The following is a 17,631-nucleotide window of genomic DNA, read 5'->3' as shown; positions in this document are numbered from 1 at the left end:
AAACCTCATATGTATACCTCTTTAACCCAGTCCTGCGAGGCTGACAAGAGGGTTTACTCCTTGCTGAAATTCGAGCGATACGGTTCGGATATTGTTAGGTAAAACCTCTTTGTCATACGCAAAGAGGTTTTTTGTTTGAAATCAGAGGAGGAATAAACAATGAAGAAAGAAACAAATGAAGTAGCAATTAATGAAATCCCACGTTTTGATAAATGGTTTATGTTAAGTATCCAACACTTGTGTGCGATGTTTGGTGCAACAATCTTGGTCCCATTTTTAGTCGGTCTATCACCTGCTGTTGCTTTATTATCAAGTGGGCTAGGAACACTGGCTTACTTGCTTGTCACAAAAGGAAAGGTCCCAGCTTATCTAGGATCATCCTTCGCCTTCATTGCTCCGATTATTGCTGCCACATCACTTGGTGGACCAGAAGGAGCAATGCTTGGAAGTTTTCTTGCAGGACTCGTATACGGAGCTGTTGCGCTCATCATTAAAACAAGCGGTGTTGAGTGGATTATGAAAATTTTACCTCCGATTGTTGTCGGACCAGTCATTATCGTCATCGGTCTGGGTCTTGCAGGAGTGGCCATTGATATGGCAATGTACATTCCAGGGCTTGATGAACAAGTATACAGCACAAAGCATTTTTTGGTGGCTTTAGTTACCCTTGCGATTACCGTCATTGTATCGATGTTTGCAAGAGGATTTTTAAGCTTAGTACCGATCATGTTTGGAATTATCGGAGGCTACCTGTTCGCTTTCACACAAGGAATGGTTGACTTTACACCAGTAAGAGAAGCGGCATGGATTCAAGCGCCAGAATTATTGGTTCCATTTGTTAGTTATACACCTCAGTGGTCTTGGGCGATTGCTGCGATCATGATGCCAATTGCTGTTGTGACGATTGCTGAGCATATTGGCGATCAGATGGTGTTAAGTAAAGTTGTCGGAAAGAATTTCATCAAAAATCCTGGATTGCATCGCTCGATTTTAGGGGATGGTGTGGCGACAATGATTGCTTCCTTTATCGGCGGCCCTCCAAACACTACGTATGGTGAGAACATTGGTGTACTAGCTATTACCCGCGTATTCAGTGTGTTCGTTATCGGCGGCGCAGCTACCCTTGCGATTGGTTTTGCCTTTATCGGAAAAATAGCCGCGCTGATCTCAACGATTCCGACTCCTGTTATGGGCGGAGTATCGATCTTATTGTTCGGTGTCATTGCATCATCTGGTATGCGTATGTTGATCGACAACAACATTCACTTTGGGAGCAAACGAAACCTCATTATCTCATCGGTTATCTTAGTTATAGGGATTGGTGGGGCATTCATTCAAGTTACAGATGACATTCAGCTTGCTGGCATGGCGTTAGCGACGATTATCGGAATCGCACTGCACTTGATCTTGCCAAATAAAGAAGAAAGCTACAGTAAGAAAGATTTATTTGCAGAGGAAGAAGAAAAAGAAGCGGAAGTAGTCTAAATAAGAACAATCCTTTAAAGAAGTACTGTGAGACTTCAAAGGTCCCGTGAAAAAAGTAGAGATGCCTTATGCAAAGGTACCTCTTACTTCACGCTGCCCTGAGATGTCTCATCTCAGGGCTTTTTCTTTGAAACATATCATTGATCCAAAATAGGAGGCGTATGCCTGATGTTAGCAAGCATGGAAAAAGAACAATTGACAGAGATTCATGCCATGTCGGAAGTACCACTTGAAGTAATTGATAGACTCCTCGATGATGCCGAACACTTTTCAAAAGGTGCGCTCTGGAATCCTAAACGTCAAACGTTCGTTGCCAATTTATTCTTTGAACCGAGTACAAGAACAAAGATGAGTTTTGAGGTAGCTGAACGAAAACTAGGGTTAGATGTCCTGTCATTTGATGGGGAGACCTCAAGTGCTCAAAAAGGAGAAACCTTATATGACACATCAAAGACCTTAGAAGCAATCGGTGCAGATGCATTAGTCATACGTCATCCGAAAAATCATTTTTATAAAGAGTTAAGAACAAATCTACAGATTCCCATCATTAATGCAGGAGATGGATGTGGTCAGCATCCGACTCAATCATTGCTTGATCTTTTGACGATAAAACAAGAGTTCAACACATTTAAAGGGGTAAGAGTGGTGATCTGTGGTGATCTCAGGCATAGCCGAGTCGCACGTTCGAATGCGGAAGTCTTAACTCGGTTGGGGGCTGAAGTATATATTTCAGGCCCTCCTGAATGGATGAAGGGATTTTCAGAAATATATCGTTATGTAACGATGGATGAAGCTGTACAAAGGGCAGATGTCATCATGCTGCTCCGTATCCAAACAGAAAGACATGAGAACGGACAAGGAATAAGTCAAAGTGAATACCATAAACAATATGGCTTAACGTCCAAGCGAGAAGCAGCAATGAATACTCATGCGATTATCATGCACCCAGCACCCGTAAACCGAAATGTAGAAATAGCAAGTGAACTCGTTGAATGTAAGAGATCGCGGATTTTTAAACAAATGGAAAACGGTGTCTTTGTTCGAATGGCTGTCTTAAAACATGCATTACAAAATCGTTTATAGGGGAGAGATTGTTGATGATTACTACACTAAAAAACGGCTTCATCTTAACAGAGAATGGAGATTTAACTCAGCAAGACATTTCGTTTAAAAATGGCGTCATTATAAATGACGTAGCCAAAGGGTCAGATGTGTTCGTCATTGATGTCAGCAATAAGCTAGTCACACCAGGCTTTATTGACCTTCATATTCACCTACGTGAACCAGGAGGAGAAAAGAAAGAAACCATTGAAACGGGAACGATGGCTGCGGCAAGAGGCGGATTTACGACCGTTGCTGCTATGCCGAATACTCGCCCAACACCCGATACGAAAGAACAACTAGAGTGGCTACACGAGAGAATTTCACAGACTGCTTATGTGCGGGTATTACCGTATGCGGCAATCACCACACGTTTATTAGGACGTGAATTAACCGATTTTGATGAATTAAAAGAAGCGGGAGCGTTTGCTTTTACAGATGATGGTGTCGGAGTCCAGTCCGCAGCGATGATGCTTGAAGCGATGAGGAAAGCCGCGGCTTTAAACATGTCGGTAGTTGCCCATTGTGAGGAAAATACATTGATTCAAAATGGTTGTGTGCATGAAGGTCAATTTTCTAAGGAGCATGGCTTACGAGGAATCCCATCAGTATGTGAATCAGTCCATATTGCCAGAGACGTTCTTCTTGCTGAAGCAGCGGGTGTCCATTATCACGTTTGCCATATCAGCACGAAAGAGTCGGTTAGAGTCGTTCGTAATGCGAAAAGAGCAGGAATTAACGTCACAGCAGAAGTCACACCACATCATTTATTGTTATGTGAAGAAGACATAACAATTAATGATGCTAATTTTAAAATGAATCCACCCCTTAGAAGTAAGGCAGACCAACAAGCTTTACTTGAAGGGTTGCAAGACGGAACGATCGATTTCATTGCAACGGATCATGCCCCGCATACAAGTGACGAAAAAGCTCAAGGAATGGATCTTGCACCGTTTGGGATCGTAGGGCTTGAAACAGCCTTTACCTTATTACATACACATTTAGTAGAAACAGGTCATATCACGCTTCATCAGTTAATTAATTGGTTGACAGTCGCGCCAGGTAAGGCTTTTGGATTAGACACTGGTGAATTAAAAGCAGGAAACGAAGCTGATCTATGTATTATTGATCTTGAGCATATTGAAGCGATTAATCCCGAACACTTTGCTTCAAAGGGAACGAACACGCCATTTGCAGGATGGGAAACAAAAGGATGGCCAGTAATGACGTTTGTTGGTGGCAAGCTTGTATGGGAAAAGGAGCGTGTAAAACAATGAAAAGACAACTGATTCTAGAAGACGGTACAGTATTTGTTGGAGAAGGTTTTGGAGCAGAGGCAACGATGAAAGGTGAGGTTGTCTTTAATACAGGGATGACTGGATATCAAGAGATCTTATCGGATCCATCCTATTGTGGTCAGATTGTGACATTAACGTATCCGCTTATTGGTAATTACGGAATCAATCGAGATGACTTCGAATCGATTACTCCTGCTATTAGTGGACTGATTGTAAAAGAGGTTGAGCTTGAGCCTAGTCACTGGAAAAACGAAGAGTCGCTTCACACCTTTTTATTAGAAAAAGGGATACCTGGTTTGTCAGGCATCGATACACGAAAACTTACTCGTTTAATTCGTGAACATGGCACATTAAGAGGTCGCATCTGCGAAATTGATGCAGAGGTAAAAGAGGTTGTAGAAGGACTTCATTTAGGTGGTTGGCAACATAATCAAGTGGAGACCGTTTCAGTAAGAGATCCCTACCATGCACCAGGGGACGGCGAACGAATCGTTCTAGTAGATTTCGGAATGAAGCATGGCATCTTGCAATCTTTAATTGAAAGACAATGCGATGTGGTGGTGGTTCCATATCACACGAGCGCAAAAGAAATCATGCGATTGCGTCCGGATGGCGTGTTGTTAAGTAACGGACCAGGAGACCCGAAGGATGTACCAGGTGCTATCGAGATGATTGAAGAATTATTTGGGCGTGTTCCAATATTCGGTATTTGTTTAGGTCACCAACTTTTAGCCCTAGCATCAGGCGCAACAACAAGCAAGCTGAGCTTTGGGCATCGTGGGTCTAATCACCCTGTCAGAGAAATAGAGACAGGGAAAATTGATATCACCGCTCAAAATCACGGATTTACAGTAGATCTTGATAGCTTAAAAGGCACGAGACTTAAGATGACGCATGAAGCGGTGAACGATGGGACGGTTGAAGGACTTAAACATTTAGATTTTGCAGCTTTTAGTGTTCAATATCACCCAGAGGCATCACCTGGGCCACAAGATGCGAATCACTTATTTGATTCCTTTCTACAAATGATTGCAGACGAAAAACAGTTAGTCTAATAGATAAACTAAGAGCAGGAATGACTGAGAGGAGCGAGTGTAATGGGGAAACGTAAGGATATTCATAAAATTTTGGTGATTGGGTCTGGCCCAATCGTAATCGGTCAAGCAGCGGAATTTGATTATGCAGGCACACAAGCTTGTCAAGCACTAAAAGAAGAGGGGTATGAGGTTATTCTCATCAATTCAAATCCAGCAACAATTATGACAGATACGACCATGGCTGATCGCGTATATATTGAGCCAATTACCCTTGAATTTGTCAGCCGCATTATTCGAAAAGAGCATCCAGATGGAATCGTTGCTACACTCGGAGGTCAGACGGGTCTAAACATGGCGATGGAATTAGATGAGTCAGGCATTTTAGAAGCGTATCAAATCGAATTGCTTGGAACAGATTTAAAAGCAATTAAACAAGCAGAAGACCGTGAACAGTTTCGTTCTCTAATGAGAGAGCTACAAGAACCTGTCCCTGAAAGTGAAATCGTCCACACTCTTTCAGAAGCGAAAGCATTTGTAGAATATATTGGCTTCCCTGTTATTGTTCGCCCTGCTTATACACTAGGTGGAACTGGTGGAGGTATTGTGCATAATGACGAAGAATTAGAAGAAATCGTTTCAAGTGGACTGAAATATAGTCCTGTTACACAGTGTTTGGTCGAAAAAAGCATCGCAGGCTTTAAAGAAGTAGAGTATGAAGTGATGCGAGATGCAAAAGATCAAGCCATTGTTGTGTGTAACATGGAGAATTTTGATCCAGTTGGTATACACACAGGGGATTCCATCGTTGTGGCACCAAGTCAAACCTTAACCGATCGAGACTATCAAATGCTTAGAAATTCGTCGTTAAAAATTGTACGTGCATTAGGAATCGAAGGTGGATGTAACGTTCAATTCGCTCTCGATGCAGATAGTAATCAGTATTACATTATTGAAGTTAATCCACGTGTTAGTCGCTCATCAGCCTTAGCATCAAAAGCAACAGGGTATCCGATTGCAAAAATGGCTGCCAAAATTGCGATTGGGTATGCGTTAGATGAGATAAAAAATCCAGTAACAGGTACCACTTATGCAAGTTTTGAACCAGCTCTTGATTATGTTATAACGAAAATTCCCCGCTGGCCATTTGATAAATTTGAAGCAGCAAATCGCACGCTCGGAACACAAATGAAGGCGACGGGTGAAGTGATGGCCATTGGCCGAAATCTTGAAGAATCGATGCTTAAGGCCGTTCGTTCACTAGAAGCAGGATACAACCATCTAACTGATGTAGATGTATGTCAACAAACAACGGAACAATTGCAAAAAAAGATTAGAAAAGCAGATGACCAACGTCTATTTGCACTGACAGAGCTGATTAGAAGAGGGGAATCGATTAATTCTTTGCATGAACAAACAAAGATTGATCGCTTCTTCTTGCAAAAAATTGAACGAATTGTCCGCCTTGAACAAAAACTGATCAAGTCAAATGGAGCGATCGACACATTAAAAGAAGCGAAAGAGCGTGGATTCTCAGATGCAGCTATAGCGGAATTACTAAACGTAACAGAAAGAGAAATTTATGAAACTAGAATGAGAGAAGCGATAGTTCCAGTTTATAAAATGGTTGATACATGTGCAGCTGAATTTGCATCGTCAACTCCTTATTATTACGGAACATATGAGGAAGAAATGGAGTCGGTTCGCTCTGATAAAAAGAGTATTTTAGTACTCGGTTCTGGTCCGATCCGAATTGGACAAGGAATTGAGTTTGATTATGCTACGGTTCATTCGGTGTGGGCAATCAAGGAAACGGGTTATGAGGCAATTATTATGAATAATAACCCTGAGACGGTCTCAACGGACTTCAGTACGTCAGATAAATTATACTTTGAGCCGTTAACGGTAGAAGATGTGATGCATGTTGTTCATCATGAACAGCCAGAAGGAGTCGTCGTGCAATTCGGTGGTCAAACCGCGATCAACCTAGCCGATGAGTTATCAGCTCGCGGTGTGAAAATTATAGGGACGTCGCTTGAAGACATGGATCGTGCCGAGAATCGAGATAAATTTGAACAAACACTACTCGCAATCGATATTCCACAACCACTAGGAAAAACAGCAACATCAGTGGAGCAAGCAGTGAAAATTGCGTCTTCGATAGGTTACCCTGTTCTAGTGAGACCGTCGTATGTACTTGGTGGTCGTGCAATGGAAATTGTTTATAAAGAAGAAGAATTGTTACATTATATGAAGAATGCAGTGAAGATTAACCCGAAACATCCTGTATTAATTGATCGCTACTTAACAGGAAAAGAACTAGAAGTCGATGCGATCTCAGATGGAGAACATGTGTACATTCCCGGAATGATGGAACATATTGAGAGAGCAGGGGTCCATTCAGGAGATTCAATTGCTGTCTATCCACCACAAACCGTACCTGAGCATTTAAAACAAAAGGTTATTGAACGCACAATAGCGATTGCTAGATCGTTAAAAATTGTCGGATTACTAAATATTCAATATGTATGGCATAAAGATGAGGTGTATGTGCTAGAAGTGAATCCACGCTCTAGCCGAACAGTGCCATTTTTAAGCAAAATAACTGGGGTGCCAATGGCCAACTTAGCGACCAAAGTGATGCTCGGTCAAACACTCCCAGAACTAGGATATGAAACAGGCTACCACCCGGAGGACTCGGTAGTATCGGTAAAAGTTCCTGTGTTTTCTTTTGCCAAACTTCGCCGTGTCGACATTACACTTGGACCTGAAATGAAGTCTACAGGAGAAGTGATGGGACGTGACGTGACTTTAGAAAAAGCCTTGTATAAAGGTTTAATCGCCTCAGGCATGAATATTCCAAAGCATGGGTCAGTGTTGTTTACCATTGCTGATAAAGACAAAAAAGAGGCATTAACTCTCGTCGAACGATTCCATCAAATTGGCTACAGTATTCTCGCGACAAAGGGAACTGCGTCCATGATTCGAGATCTAGGGATACCTGTGACAACGGTGAATAAAATCGGTGAAGAAAAGCCACATCTACTAGATGTTATTCGTCAAGGTAAGGCACAATTTGTTATTAATACGTTAACAAGAGGAAAACAGCCAGCACGAGATGGCTTCAGAATTCGTCGCGAATCTGTTGAAAATGAGGTCGTCTGCTTAACGTCGATCGATACCGCGGATGCATTACTAAAAGTCATTGAATCGATAACATTTTCGGCTGATCATATGCCACAAATGGAACAAAAAGGAGGAGATCTTCATGCACAAAAAGGGAATCGTGACGATCAAAAATCAGCGGCTACTAGCGGATCAAATCTATGAATTGACATGCACAGGGGAGCTTGTCACTCAAATGACAACCCCTGGTCAATTCGTTCATATGAGAGTCACTGATCATGATGATCTCCTTTTAAGAAGACCGCTGAGTATATGTGACGTCGATGTAGCTAATCAATCCTTAACGATTCTTTATCGCGTCGAAGGAAATGGAACAGCGAGGCTGGCTGAGAAAAAGTCAGGTGAAACTCTTGATCTACTTGCACCACTCGGTCAGGGCTTTCCAGTAGAGGCTGCGAAACAAGGAGAAACGGCTCTCCTCGTAGGTGGTGGAATAGGTGTACCTCCTCTTTATTATTTATCTAAACAGCTAAAAGAACGTGGAGTGAATATAGTGCATGTACTAGGATTCAACTCTGTAAGTGATGTGTTTTACGAGAGTGCCTTCAGCGAGCTTGGTTCTACTTATGTCACAACTGTTGATGGAACGCACGGTTCAAAGGGATTCGTTACTGATGCGATCAAACAGTTTGATATTCAAGCAGACGTATTGTATTGCTGTGGCCCAACTCCGATGCTTAGAGCATTAAGTGAGGCGTATGAAGGAAGTCGTGCGTACGTATCGTTAGAGGAACGGATCGGATGTGGAGTTGGTGCTTGCTTTGCCTGTGTCTGTCACACATCAGTGGACCCAGAAGGAACAGACTATAGAAAAGTTTGCACAGATGGTCCAGTCTTCAAGGTGGGGGAGGTCGTCATATGAACCGATTACAGATAGAACTTCCAGGGTTGTCATTAAAAAATCCAATTATGCCTGCTTCTGGATGTTTTGGTTTTGGAAAAGAGTATGGTGAATTTTATGACTTGGATCTCCTTGGTGCAATTATGATTAAAGCAACCACGGTGAATGCGCGATTTGGAAACCCTACACCACGTGTAGCAGAAACGACTGCTGGTATGTTAAATGCGATTGGACTACAAAATCCTGGTCTTGAAAAAGTGCTAGAAGAGGAATTGCCTAGACTAGGGGAAAAAAGTGTTCCGATTATAGCAAATGTTGCGGGATCTCATTTAGAAGATTATGTACACGTTGCTCGCGAACTTTCATCGAGTCCTTATGTAGAGGCGCTTGAATTAAATATCTCGTGTCCGAATGTGAAGCAAGGAGGAATTACATTTGGTACGGTGCCAGAGATCGCCTCTGAACTAACCGCTGCTGTGAAGAAGGTGTCAACCAAACCCGTTTATGTCAAACTCTCTCCTAATGTAGCAGACATTGTTGAAATGGCAAAGGCAGTAGAAGCAGCCGGGGCAGATGGGTTGTCGATGATTAATACATTACTTGGCATGCGTATTGACTTAACATCAAAAAAACCGATCTTAGCAAATGGCGCAGGGGGATTATCAGGCCCTGCCATTAAACCTGTGGCGATTCGAATGATTCATCAAGTATCACAAGCGGTATCGATCCCGATCATTGGAATGGGCGGCGTTCAAACCGTTGATGATGTCCTTGAGATGATGTTGGCTGGTGCGAGTGCTGTCGCAATTGGTACAGCGAACTTTGTTGATCCGTATGTATGTCCGACTATAATTGAACAGTTGCCACAACGAATGGATGAACTCGGAATCGATCATGTTCAAGAGATCATTGGAGGGAGTTGGAAATCAGTATGCAACGTCCGTTAATTATCGCACTAGATCTTGCAGATCGTGCTAAAAGAAAGACGTTTTTAGCTCCGTTTAAAGAACATCCCGCTTACGTAAAAGTTGGTATGGAACTTTTTTATCAAGAAGGTCCGGCCATCATCGAAGAGCTTAAAGGAGATGGTCATCGTATTTTTTTAGATTTAAAGTTACATGACATTCCAAATACAGTGAACCGTGCGATGCGTGTGCTTGCCCGTCTAGAGATTGATCTTGTAAATGTTCATGCCGCAGGTGGGGGTAAAATGATGGAGGCAGCAAGAGAAGGACTAGAAGCTGGTACGTTAAGTGGTATGACTCGACCAAAGCTACTCGCTGTAACGCAGCTAACAAGCACAGATCAAATGATGGTCACTGAGGAACTTCTGATCAATCGACCGCTCGAAGAAGTCGTCGCGATCTATGCTAAGAATGCACAGAGAAGTGGGTTAGATGGAGTCGTCTGCTCTGCCCTTGAAGTTCCTCTGCTTCATGAAACATGTGGCAGTGACTTCCTTACGGTTACACCTGGCATTCGCCAACTTCATGATGATCGATCTGATCAGCATCGTGTCGTTACTCCGCAAAAAGCAAGGCAACTAGGAAGTTGGGGGATTGTTGTAGGTCGCAGTATAACACAAGCAGAAGATCCGTTTTTAACATACGTGACTATGAAAAAGGAATGGGAGGGTCAATCATGAACAAACAAATTGCCGCATCTTTACTTGATATCGAGGCCGTAGCACTTGAACCAACGAATCCTTTTACGTGGAGTTCAGGACTGAAATCACCGATTTATTGTGATAATCGAATGACGCTTTCTTATCCAAACGTTCGTCGCATGATCGCAGCTCATTTTAAAGAGGTCATTGAAAGTCAGTATCCTGATGCTGAGGTAATTGCAGGAACAGCGACAGCAGGAATACCTCATGCAGCCTGGGTCAGTGAATTGCTTAATTTACCGATGGTTTATGTGCGTGGAAGTGCAAAAGGACATGGCAAGCAAAACCAAATTGAAGGTAAACTCCAGACAGGGCAGAAGGTCGTTATCATTGAAGATTTAATCTCGACTGGTGGCAGTGCAATAAAAGCAGCAGAAGCGCTAAGAGAAGCGGGAGCAAATGTATTAGGCATTGCAGCCATCTTTACATATGAATTACCCATTGCAGAAGAGAATTTCAAGAAAGAAAACCTGAGTACAGTGGCTCTTACTACGTATTCAACCCTCCTTGCGGTTGCACGTGGTCGTGATACAATTACAGAAGAAGAGCTATTGAAGCTAGAAAAGTGGCGTCAAAACCCCGCTTCGTCAGATTGGATGACGGTAACGACTTCATAAACTCTTTATAGAAAATAGGTTGAGGTGACGTAATCGTGAGGAAGATGGATGGGGCTGAATTCGATTCACTTGTTTCCTTTTTTGACGGGATGGCAAGAACCGTTTGGCTAGGACAGATTCATGATGAATTAAAGAACATGAGCAAAACCTGGGAAAATAAAAAAATCGTCGATATTGGCTGTGGAACGGGACGCTTATTAACAAGGGGAATAAAAGAGGCAAAACGTCTTGTAGGAGTTGATCTTTCACCGCAAATGATCGAGGCGGCGATGGAATTATTTAAACAGGAGCAAGCAAGTGAAAAAAGTAAGTTTATGATTGCTGATGCATACAAATTACCTTTTTCAGACGATGAATTTGATGTGGCACTTTCGACTTGTGTGATGTTTCTCTTACCCGAACCAGAAAAAGGTATCAACGAAATGTTACGAGTGACACAAAGTAACGGAGAAATCGTCATGCTTAATCCAAATGTAGCAATGAACCCTGAACGAGCTGTTGCATATGCCGAACTACATAAAATGTCAGGCTTTGAAAAAGAGACATTAGTTAAATGGTCGAATGTCTCGACAAGACGTCACCGTTATACAGAAGAAGAATTAACGACGTTACTTACCGACTTAGGGGCCAAACAAGTTATACATCGGCCTGTACTCGATGGACTTGCGATGATCACGTTAGCAAAAAAATAGAAACAGGGTGCCCCATGGATTTGGGGCACCCTGTTTTTTTAACGATCTTTCAGTTGTAAGACAGTATCTTCATCTGGTGTGACAAATAAGGTCGTCTGGTTGTCATAAGTCACAAAACCAGGCTTAGATCCATTAGGCTTTTTCACATGCCGAATTTTCGTGTAATCAACGGGAACAGAACTAGATTGACGAGCTTTACTAAAGTAGGCGGCAATCGTTGCTGCCTCCATTAAGGTCGTTTCATCAGGTTCAGTGCTACGTATCACAACATGAGACCCAGGAATATCTTTTGTGTGTAACCAAATTTCGTCTTGTCTAGCAAAGCGATTAGTTAAATAATCATTTTGCTTGTTGTTTTTTCCGACAAAGAAAGGTACGCCAGTAGAAGAAGTGTATGTCTCTAGCTGAGGCTTTTCTTCTTTTTTCTTCTTTTTAGATTGCTTTTGTCTTCTACGAATATAGCCTTGTTCAACTAATTCCTCACGAATTTCTTCAATATCTCTTGGTGAGGCACTTTCTGTTTGTTGGATAACCTGGTCTAAATATTCAATATCGACTTTCGTTTGCTTGATTTGTTCGGTCACGAAGGCTACTGATTTTTTTGCCTTGTTGTATTTTTTAAACAAGGCTTGCGCGTTATCGGATGGTGTTTTTAATGGGTCAAGCGTAATAGAAATAGTTGGTTGAGCTTCATCATAATAATCAATGACTTGTACTTCTTTATCTCCACGACGGACAGCATGTAAGTTCGCGGTTAATAACTCACCCTTTTTTTGATATTCCTTCGCTTTATCTGCATCTGTTAAGGTACGTTCTAGTTTGGTGATTTTCTTGTTGCTTTTTTGATACTCATTTTTTAGCATTTTTTCGAGATCAATGGCTTGTTGTTTTACACGATCGCGCTCGGCTTTTCCGTAAAAGAAACGATCGAGCATCTCGCTGACTGAGTCAAAACGTCGTGTAGTACCCTTCAAGTGAGTCAGGTCTAGAACAGAGAAATATTCCTTGCCATTTGCTTCAATCATTTGTGGTGTGTAGTCATGCTGACGAATTGGGTTAAACACGTCTTGAAAAGCTTTAGGAACGGTGACACGAGTCATCATGCCTGCTCGGTGTGTAATTTCACTAGCTACAAGTGGTGATAAGCCGCTAAATCCGTTAACAAGTTGACGATCAAGTTTCCCTTGGTTAAAGTCAATCGCACGAAGAATGGTATCTTCCTCTGCTTCAATCGGATTGACCTTATCTTGTTCGGGTGGTCTTTTATAAGGCTGACCTGGTAAAACCATCCGATGGCTACTCTGAGCTAGGCTAACATGCTTAATGCTATCTAAAATCGTTTGTGACTGCTCATCGAGTAAGATGATATTACTATGGCGTCCCATGATTTCAATGACAAGTTTTTTTGTTTGCACATCACCTAACTCATCTCTATTACGAATCGTTAGTTCGATGATTCGCTCCATGTCGACTTGCTCAATGGATTCAATAAATCCACCTTCTAAATGCTTGCGTAAAAGCATGCAAAACATCGGAGGTTGACCGGGGTTTGTATGTTTTTCATTTGTTAAATGAACCCGAGCAAAGTTAGCGTTTGCCGAGAATAAAAGTTGGTGATTTTTACCGTTTGCTCGAATCGTAAAAATAAGCTCAGTTTTAAATGGTTGATAAATTTTTGAAATGCGACCAGATTGGAGACTTGTCTTTAATTCCTCAGTAATCGCACGAGTCATGATCCCATCAAAGGACATGTTATTCACCTCTTCTATGAACAAAGTGCCCAATTTTTCTATTGGGGTTGTTCAATTTGCTTACATGAGTATAGCATGTTTTCCCCTTTCACTGAATATGATGGCTTGTATAAATAGCTATTTGCAGGTAGTTAAAATAACGATAGCTAAGTGAATGGACGAATTGTGAGGTGAGGGCATGCAGTGGTTAAGAATGAACACAGAAGAAGTGGAACGGTCAGTAAATACCAAGGTAGAAAGCGGTCTTTCAGACAAAGAAGTGCAAAAACGATTACGTGTGTATGGTCAAAATAAGTTAGATGATGGCAAGCGGACACCAGCGTTTTTTGTTTTTCTTAATCAGTTTAAGGATTTTATGGTACTAGTATTACTCGCTGCAACGCTTATATCAGGATTACTAGGTGAGTACATTGATGCAGTGACGATTATGTTTATTATCTTACTTAACGGAATCTTGGGGTTTGTTCAAGAGAGGAAAGCTGAGAAGTCACTTGATGCTCTAAAAGAATTGTCTTCACCACAAATGACCGTATATCGAAATGAAGTCTGGCAAAAGGTGTTATCGACTCAAGTTGTTCCTGGAGATGTAGTGAAACTTACTAGTGGCGATCGGATTGGTGCCGATATTCGATTGGTTTCAACCAATGGTTTACGTGTCGAGGAATCGTCTTTAACTGGTGAATCTGTACCTGTACATAAACATGCGTCTCCACTTGATTCGGCAAACGCGTCAATAGGTGATCAGGAGAATATGGCGTTTATGGGTACGATGATTACACAAGGAAATGCGATTGGTGTCATAGTAGCTACAGGAATGAAAACAGAGATGGGAAAAATTGCACATCTTTTGCAATCAACGGAGTCTTTAGTCACCCCTCTTCAACATAAACTTGAGCAGCTCGGGAAGATCTTGATTGCTGTTGCTCTTGTCTTAACCGCACTCGTCGTTGTGATTGGGGTGTGGCAAGGACATGATGTCTATACGATGTTCTTATCAGGGGTCTCACTTGCTGTAGCCGCGATACCGGAAGGATTACCTGCCATTGTGACGGTTGCCCTGGCCCTCGGCGTTCAACGGATGATTAAACGAAAAGCGATCGTGAGAAAACTGCCAGCTGTAGAAACATTAGGATGTGCGTCTGTTATTTGCTCAGATAAAACGGGGACATTAACACAAAATAAAATGACCGTCACGAATGTTTGGTCTAGTGGGAAGTTATGGAGTGTGTCGGGATTGGGATATGACCCAGTTGGAGCCTTTTATTATCAAGGGGAGAGTATAAGACCATCTAGGGAGAGGGCTTTGCAACAGTTATTAAGTTATGGCACTCTTTGTAACAATGCCACGTTGCAAGAAAGGACAATAAAAGAAGGAATCCTACGTAAGGAGAAAACAGAGTATGTGCTAGACGGTGACCCGACGGAAGGAGCCTTAGTTGTGGCAGCTATCAAAGCCGGATATAGCACAAACGGGTTGCAAGAACAGTATGAGCGTTTAATAGAATTTCCGTTTGATTCGGTTAGAAAAATGATGAGTGTTGTCGTGAAAGATAAACAGGGACGTTCTTTTATCATCACAAAAGGAGCGCCAGATGTGATTTTGTCTCAATGCACAAACATATTTTATGATGGTCAAAATGAAGCATTTACTTCGCAGCGCCGTAGGGAGGTTGAAGAAGTTATTGCCAATCTTTCTGGTCAAGCGTTACGAACGATAGCAGTTGCCTTTAGACCCCTAAAAGCAAATGAAAAATGTAGGCAAGCGTTTGAAGCTGAGCGTCAATTAACGTTTCTTGGATTAGAGGGTATGATTGATCCTCCGAGGCCTGAGGTGAAAGACTCGATCAGAGAGTGCCGGGAAGCAGGTATTAAAACCGTTATGATCACAGGGGATCACCGGTTGACAGCATCAGCTATTGCTTCTCAGTTAGGGATATTACGTAACGGAGGAAAAGTGCTTGAAGGGCGAGAGTTATCGGAAATGAGTGTAGCTGATTTAGAAGAATGTGTTGAGGAGATTGATGTCTATGCTAGAGTCTCTCCAGAAGATAAGTTGAAAATTGTCAAAGCCTTACAAGCGCGAGGTCATATTGTTGCCATGACGGGGGATGGTGTGAATGATGCACCTGCGATCAAAGCGGCGAATATAGGGATTGCAATGGGGATTACCGGTACGGATGTGGCTAAAGAAGCTTCCTCTCTTATTTTAAGTGATGATAATTTTGCAACGATAAAATCAGCGATTAAAGAGGGACGAAACATCTATGAAAACATTCGAAAATTCATCCGTTATATGTTGGCATCGAATGTAGGAGAAATTTTGGTCATGCTCTTTGCTATGATCTTAGGAATGCCACTACCGCTCGTTGCGATTCAAATACTTTGGATTAATCTTGTCACAGACGGTTTGCCTGCTATGGCACTTGGAATGGACCAAGCAGAAGGCGATGTGATGAAGAGGGCGCCAAGAAATCCACGTGAAGGTGTGTTTGCACGAGGCTTAACTTGGAAGATTATTAGCCGTGGATTTATGATAGGGGTCGTCACATTAGCAGCTTTTTGGATCACTCTTCAAGCTAATCCAGATGAATTAATACGCGCACAGACGGTCGCTTTTGTTACACTTGTGATGGCACAGCTAATCCATGTGTTTGATTGCCGTAGCGAATATTCCGTGTATCATCGGAATCCATTTGAAAATCGCTACTTAGTGGGAGCAGTATTCATTTCAGTTCTACTGATGATGGCTGTGATCTATTACCCGCCATTACAACCTGTGTTCCACACAGTGACACTTGATGTCAGAGAATGGCTACTCATCCTTGGCATGGCAGCGATTCCAACTGTACTTCTCGGAGGTTTTCAACTAATGAAAAGAAACCATAAAGATAACTGATCAAGCAGACCCATTCCTTGGGTTTGCTTTTTTTGTCTTCTCATGAATGATTCATAGAACGAGTTTCTACTTGTTGCTTCGCGTAAAATCCGTTAAAATGGAAGTATGGATGTGATATGATGCGAAGTATGACAGGGTATGGACGTTGCAGTAATAAAGAGAATTCATTCTCTGTAACAATAGAGGCTAAAGTAGTTAATCATCGCTTTTTTGAGTGCTCGATTCGCATACCTCAAATGTTTATGTCTCTCGAAGAAGAGATACGTTCCTATGTTCACAAGTCTATTAAGCGTGGTAAAGTTGATCTTTATGTACATATTGAAAAAAATAATTTACTCAAACAAAGGTTAGAGATCGATTATGGGCTACTAGATGAATATGTGAAGGTTGCAGCTGACATTAAGTCACACAGCAAAGAAGTCACAGGCACACTAGACTTACATACACTACTTTTACAGGATCAGTTAATTAAGCGAGTCGAAGAGGAATCTCAAAGCTTTGATGAGGGAAAGACAATGATTTTAACATCGGTTCAATCTTGCGTCGACGCACTTGTCGAAACAAAAGAGCGTGAAGGAAATGAATTAAAACAAGATCTTCTACACCAGATCGAGTTACTTACGGAAACCATTTTGAGAATGGAACAGTTAGCACCTGATGTGAATCTGATCATGCAAACGAAATTCAAAGAACGGATGACAAGTGCTCTAAATCATATCACTGAGGATCTACAAGACCGTATTATAGCAGAAGCATCAGTGTATGCAGAAAAAGCAGATGTAAATGAAGAACTTGTCAGATTGCGTGCTCACCTTGTTCATTTTCGAGAAATTTGTGAGTCAGAACCATTCCCGATAGGTAGAAAACTAGACTTCCTCGTCCAAGAAATGAATCGTGAAGTGAACACGATTGGAGCAAAAGTGAATGATGCTCTTGTTCGTCAATTGGTTGTAACGTGCAAGAGTTACATAGAAAAGATGAAAGAACAAGTACAAAATATTGAATAGACCGTAGAAATCGAACGCCTTTTCGTATATAGTTAGGTTAGTTTGGTTAAAAATGAT

Annotated in this window: 13 protein-coding genes; 12 read left to right on the top strand and 1 reads right to left on the bottom strand. The window is 41.9% G+C overall.

What is annotated here, in order from left to right:
• Positions 1 to 159 precede the first annotated feature (159 nt).
• The 10 genes from CDZ88_RS09200 (at position 160) to CDZ88_RS09155 (ending at position 11,920) form a co-directional block, all read left to right on the top strand.
• On the top strand, positions 160 to 1,485 hold the full coding sequence (locus CDZ88_RS09200) for a solute carrier family 23 protein (RefSeq protein ID WP_100373270.1): 1,326 nt from the start codon (positions 160 to 162) through the stop codon (positions 1,483 to 1,485).
• A gap of 195 nt (positions 1,486 to 1,680) precedes the next feature.
• Positions 1,681 to 2,568 (top strand): aspartate carbamoyltransferase catalytic subunit, encoded by an 888-nt coding sequence (locus tag CDZ88_RS09195; RefSeq protein ID WP_232718717.1) that lies wholly within the window; start codon positions 1,681 to 1,683, stop codon positions 2,566 to 2,568.
• Between the two features lie 14 nt (positions 2,569 to 2,582).
• Positions 2,583 to 3,863: a dihydroorotase gene (locus CDZ88_RS09190; protein ID WP_100373268.1), complete on the top strand. Its 1,281-nt coding sequence runs from the start codon at positions 2,583 to 2,585 to the stop codon at positions 3,861 to 3,863.
• Entirely contained in the window at positions 3,860 to 4,939 is a 1,080-nt protein-coding gene (locus CDZ88_RS09185) for a carbamoyl phosphate synthase small subunit (RefSeq protein ID WP_100374648.1), read from the top strand. The genes CDZ88_RS09190 and CDZ88_RS09185 overlap by 4 nt, the downstream gene beginning before the upstream one ends.
• A 42-nt stretch (positions 4,940 to 4,981) precedes the next feature.
• On the top strand, positions 4,982 to 8,248 hold the full coding sequence (gene carB / locus CDZ88_RS09180; RefSeq protein WP_100373267.1) for a carbamoyl-phosphate synthase large subunit: 3,267 nt from the start codon (positions 4,982 to 4,984) through the stop codon (positions 8,246 to 8,248).
• Positions 8,187 to 8,966 carry a dihydroorotate dehydrogenase electron transfer subunit gene (locus tag CDZ88_RS09175; protein WP_100373266.1) on the top strand — a complete coding sequence of 260 codons (780 nt, stop codon included), beginning with the start codon at positions 8,187 to 8,189 and terminating at the stop codon, positions 8,964 to 8,966. Before carB ends, CDZ88_RS09175 begins: the two co-directional genes overlap by 62 nt.
• Positions 8,963 to 9,892 carry a dihydroorotate dehydrogenase gene (locus tag CDZ88_RS09170; protein WP_100373265.1) on the top strand — a complete coding sequence of 310 codons (930 nt, stop codon included), beginning with the start codon at positions 8,963 to 8,965 and terminating at the stop codon, positions 9,890 to 9,892. The genes CDZ88_RS09175 and CDZ88_RS09170 overlap by 4 nt, the downstream gene beginning before the upstream one ends.
• A complete protein-coding gene (pyrF, locus tag CDZ88_RS09165) occupies positions 9,877 to 10,590 on the top strand; it encodes an orotidine-5'-phosphate decarboxylase (protein ID WP_100373264.1) in 714 nt (237 codons plus the stop codon). The genes CDZ88_RS09170 and pyrF overlap by 16 nt, the downstream gene beginning before the upstream one ends.
• Positions 10,587 to 11,228 (top strand): orotate phosphoribosyltransferase, encoded by a 642-nt coding sequence (gene pyrE / locus CDZ88_RS09160; RefSeq protein WP_157796517.1) that lies wholly within the window; start codon positions 10,587 to 10,589, stop codon positions 11,226 to 11,228. Before pyrF ends, pyrE begins: the two co-directional genes overlap by 4 nt.
• 44 nt (positions 11,229 to 11,272) lie before the next feature.
• Entirely contained in the window at positions 11,273 to 11,920 is a 648-nt protein-coding gene (locus CDZ88_RS09155; RefSeq protein WP_232718714.1) for a class I SAM-dependent methyltransferase, read from the top strand.
• A 38-nt stretch (positions 11,921 to 11,958) separates the two neighbouring features.
• Here the strand turns inward: CDZ88_RS09155 and CDZ88_RS09150 are convergent, their stop codons facing one another.
• Positions 11,959 to 13,671 carry an Rqc2 family fibronectin-binding protein gene (locus CDZ88_RS09150; protein WP_100373262.1) on the bottom strand — a complete coding sequence of 571 codons (1,713 nt, stop codon included), beginning with the start codon at positions 13,669 to 13,671 and terminating at the stop codon, positions 11,959 to 11,961.
• 178 nt (positions 13,672 to 13,849) lie between these two features.
• On the opposite strand from CDZ88_RS09150, the gene CDZ88_RS09145 reads away from it, so the two are divergent.
• Both CDZ88_RS09145 and CDZ88_RS09140 read left to right on the top strand, forming a co-directional pair.
• A complete protein-coding gene (locus tag CDZ88_RS09145; RefSeq protein WP_100373261.1) occupies positions 13,850 to 16,567 on the top strand; it encodes a calcium-translocating P-type ATPase, SERCA-type in 2,718 nt (905 codons plus the stop codon).
• 119 nt (positions 16,568 to 16,686) lie between these two features.
• On the top strand, positions 16,687 to 17,574 hold the full coding sequence (locus CDZ88_RS09140) for a YicC/YloC family endoribonuclease (RefSeq protein WP_157796516.1): 888 nt from the start codon (positions 16,687 to 16,689) through the stop codon (positions 17,572 to 17,574).
• The last annotated feature ends 57 nt before the right edge of the window (positions 17,575 to 17,631 follow it).

Source organism: Bacillus sp. FJAT-45037, assembly GCF_002797325.1.
In the GTDB taxonomy this organism is placed as follows: Bacteria; Bacillota; Bacilli; order Bacillales; family Bacillaceae_D; genus Alkalihalophilus.
The sequence above is the reverse complement of the archived record's forward strand: the minus strand, read 5'-3'. Positions and strand labels throughout refer to the sequence as shown.

Bases quoted from the DNA above. Each gene is read 5' to 3' on its own strand.
- CDZ88_RS09200 (WP_100373270.1), top strand. From the start codon at position 160: ATGAAGAAAGAAACAAATGAAGTAGCAATTAATGAAATCCCACGTTTT.
- CDZ88_RS09190 (WP_100373268.1), top strand. From the start codon at position 2,583: ATGATTACTACACTAAAAAACGGCTTCATCTTAACAGAGAATGGAGAT.
- CDZ88_RS09185 (WP_100374648.1), top strand. From the start codon at position 3,860: ATGAAAAGACAACTGATTCTAGAAGACGGTACAGTATTTGTTGGAGAA.
- carB (WP_100373267.1), top strand. From the start codon at position 4,982: ATGGGGAAACGTAAGGATATTCATAAAATTTTGGTGATTGGGTCTGGC.
- CDZ88_RS09175 (WP_100373266.1), top strand. From the start codon at position 8,187: ATGCACAAAAAGGGAATCGTGACGATCAAAAATCAGCGGCTACTAGCG.
- CDZ88_RS09170 (WP_100373265.1), top strand. From the start codon at position 8,963: ATGAACCGATTACAGATAGAACTTCCAGGGTTGTCATTAAAAAATCCA.
- pyrF (WP_100373264.1), top strand. From the start codon at position 9,877: ATGCAACGTCCGTTAATTATCGCACTAGATCTTGCAGATCGTGCTAAA.
- pyrE (WP_157796517.1), top strand. From the start codon at position 10,587: ATGAACAAACAAATTGCCGCATCTTTACTTGATATCGAGGCCGTAGCA.
- CDZ88_RS09155 (WP_232718714.1), top strand. From the start codon at position 11,273: ATGGATGGGGCTGAATTCGATTCACTTGTTTCCTTTTTTGACGGGATG.
- CDZ88_RS09150 (WP_100373262.1), bottom strand. From the start codon at position 13,671: ATGTCCTTTGATGGGATCATGACTCGTGCGATTACTGAGGAATTAAAG.
- CDZ88_RS09145 (WP_100373261.1), top strand. From the start codon at position 13,850: ATGCAGTGGTTAAGAATGAACACAGAAGAAGTGGAACGGTCAGTAAAT.
- CDZ88_RS09140 (WP_157796516.1), top strand. From the start codon at position 16,687: ATGCGAAGTATGACAGGGTATGGACGTTGCAGTAATAAAGAGAATTCA.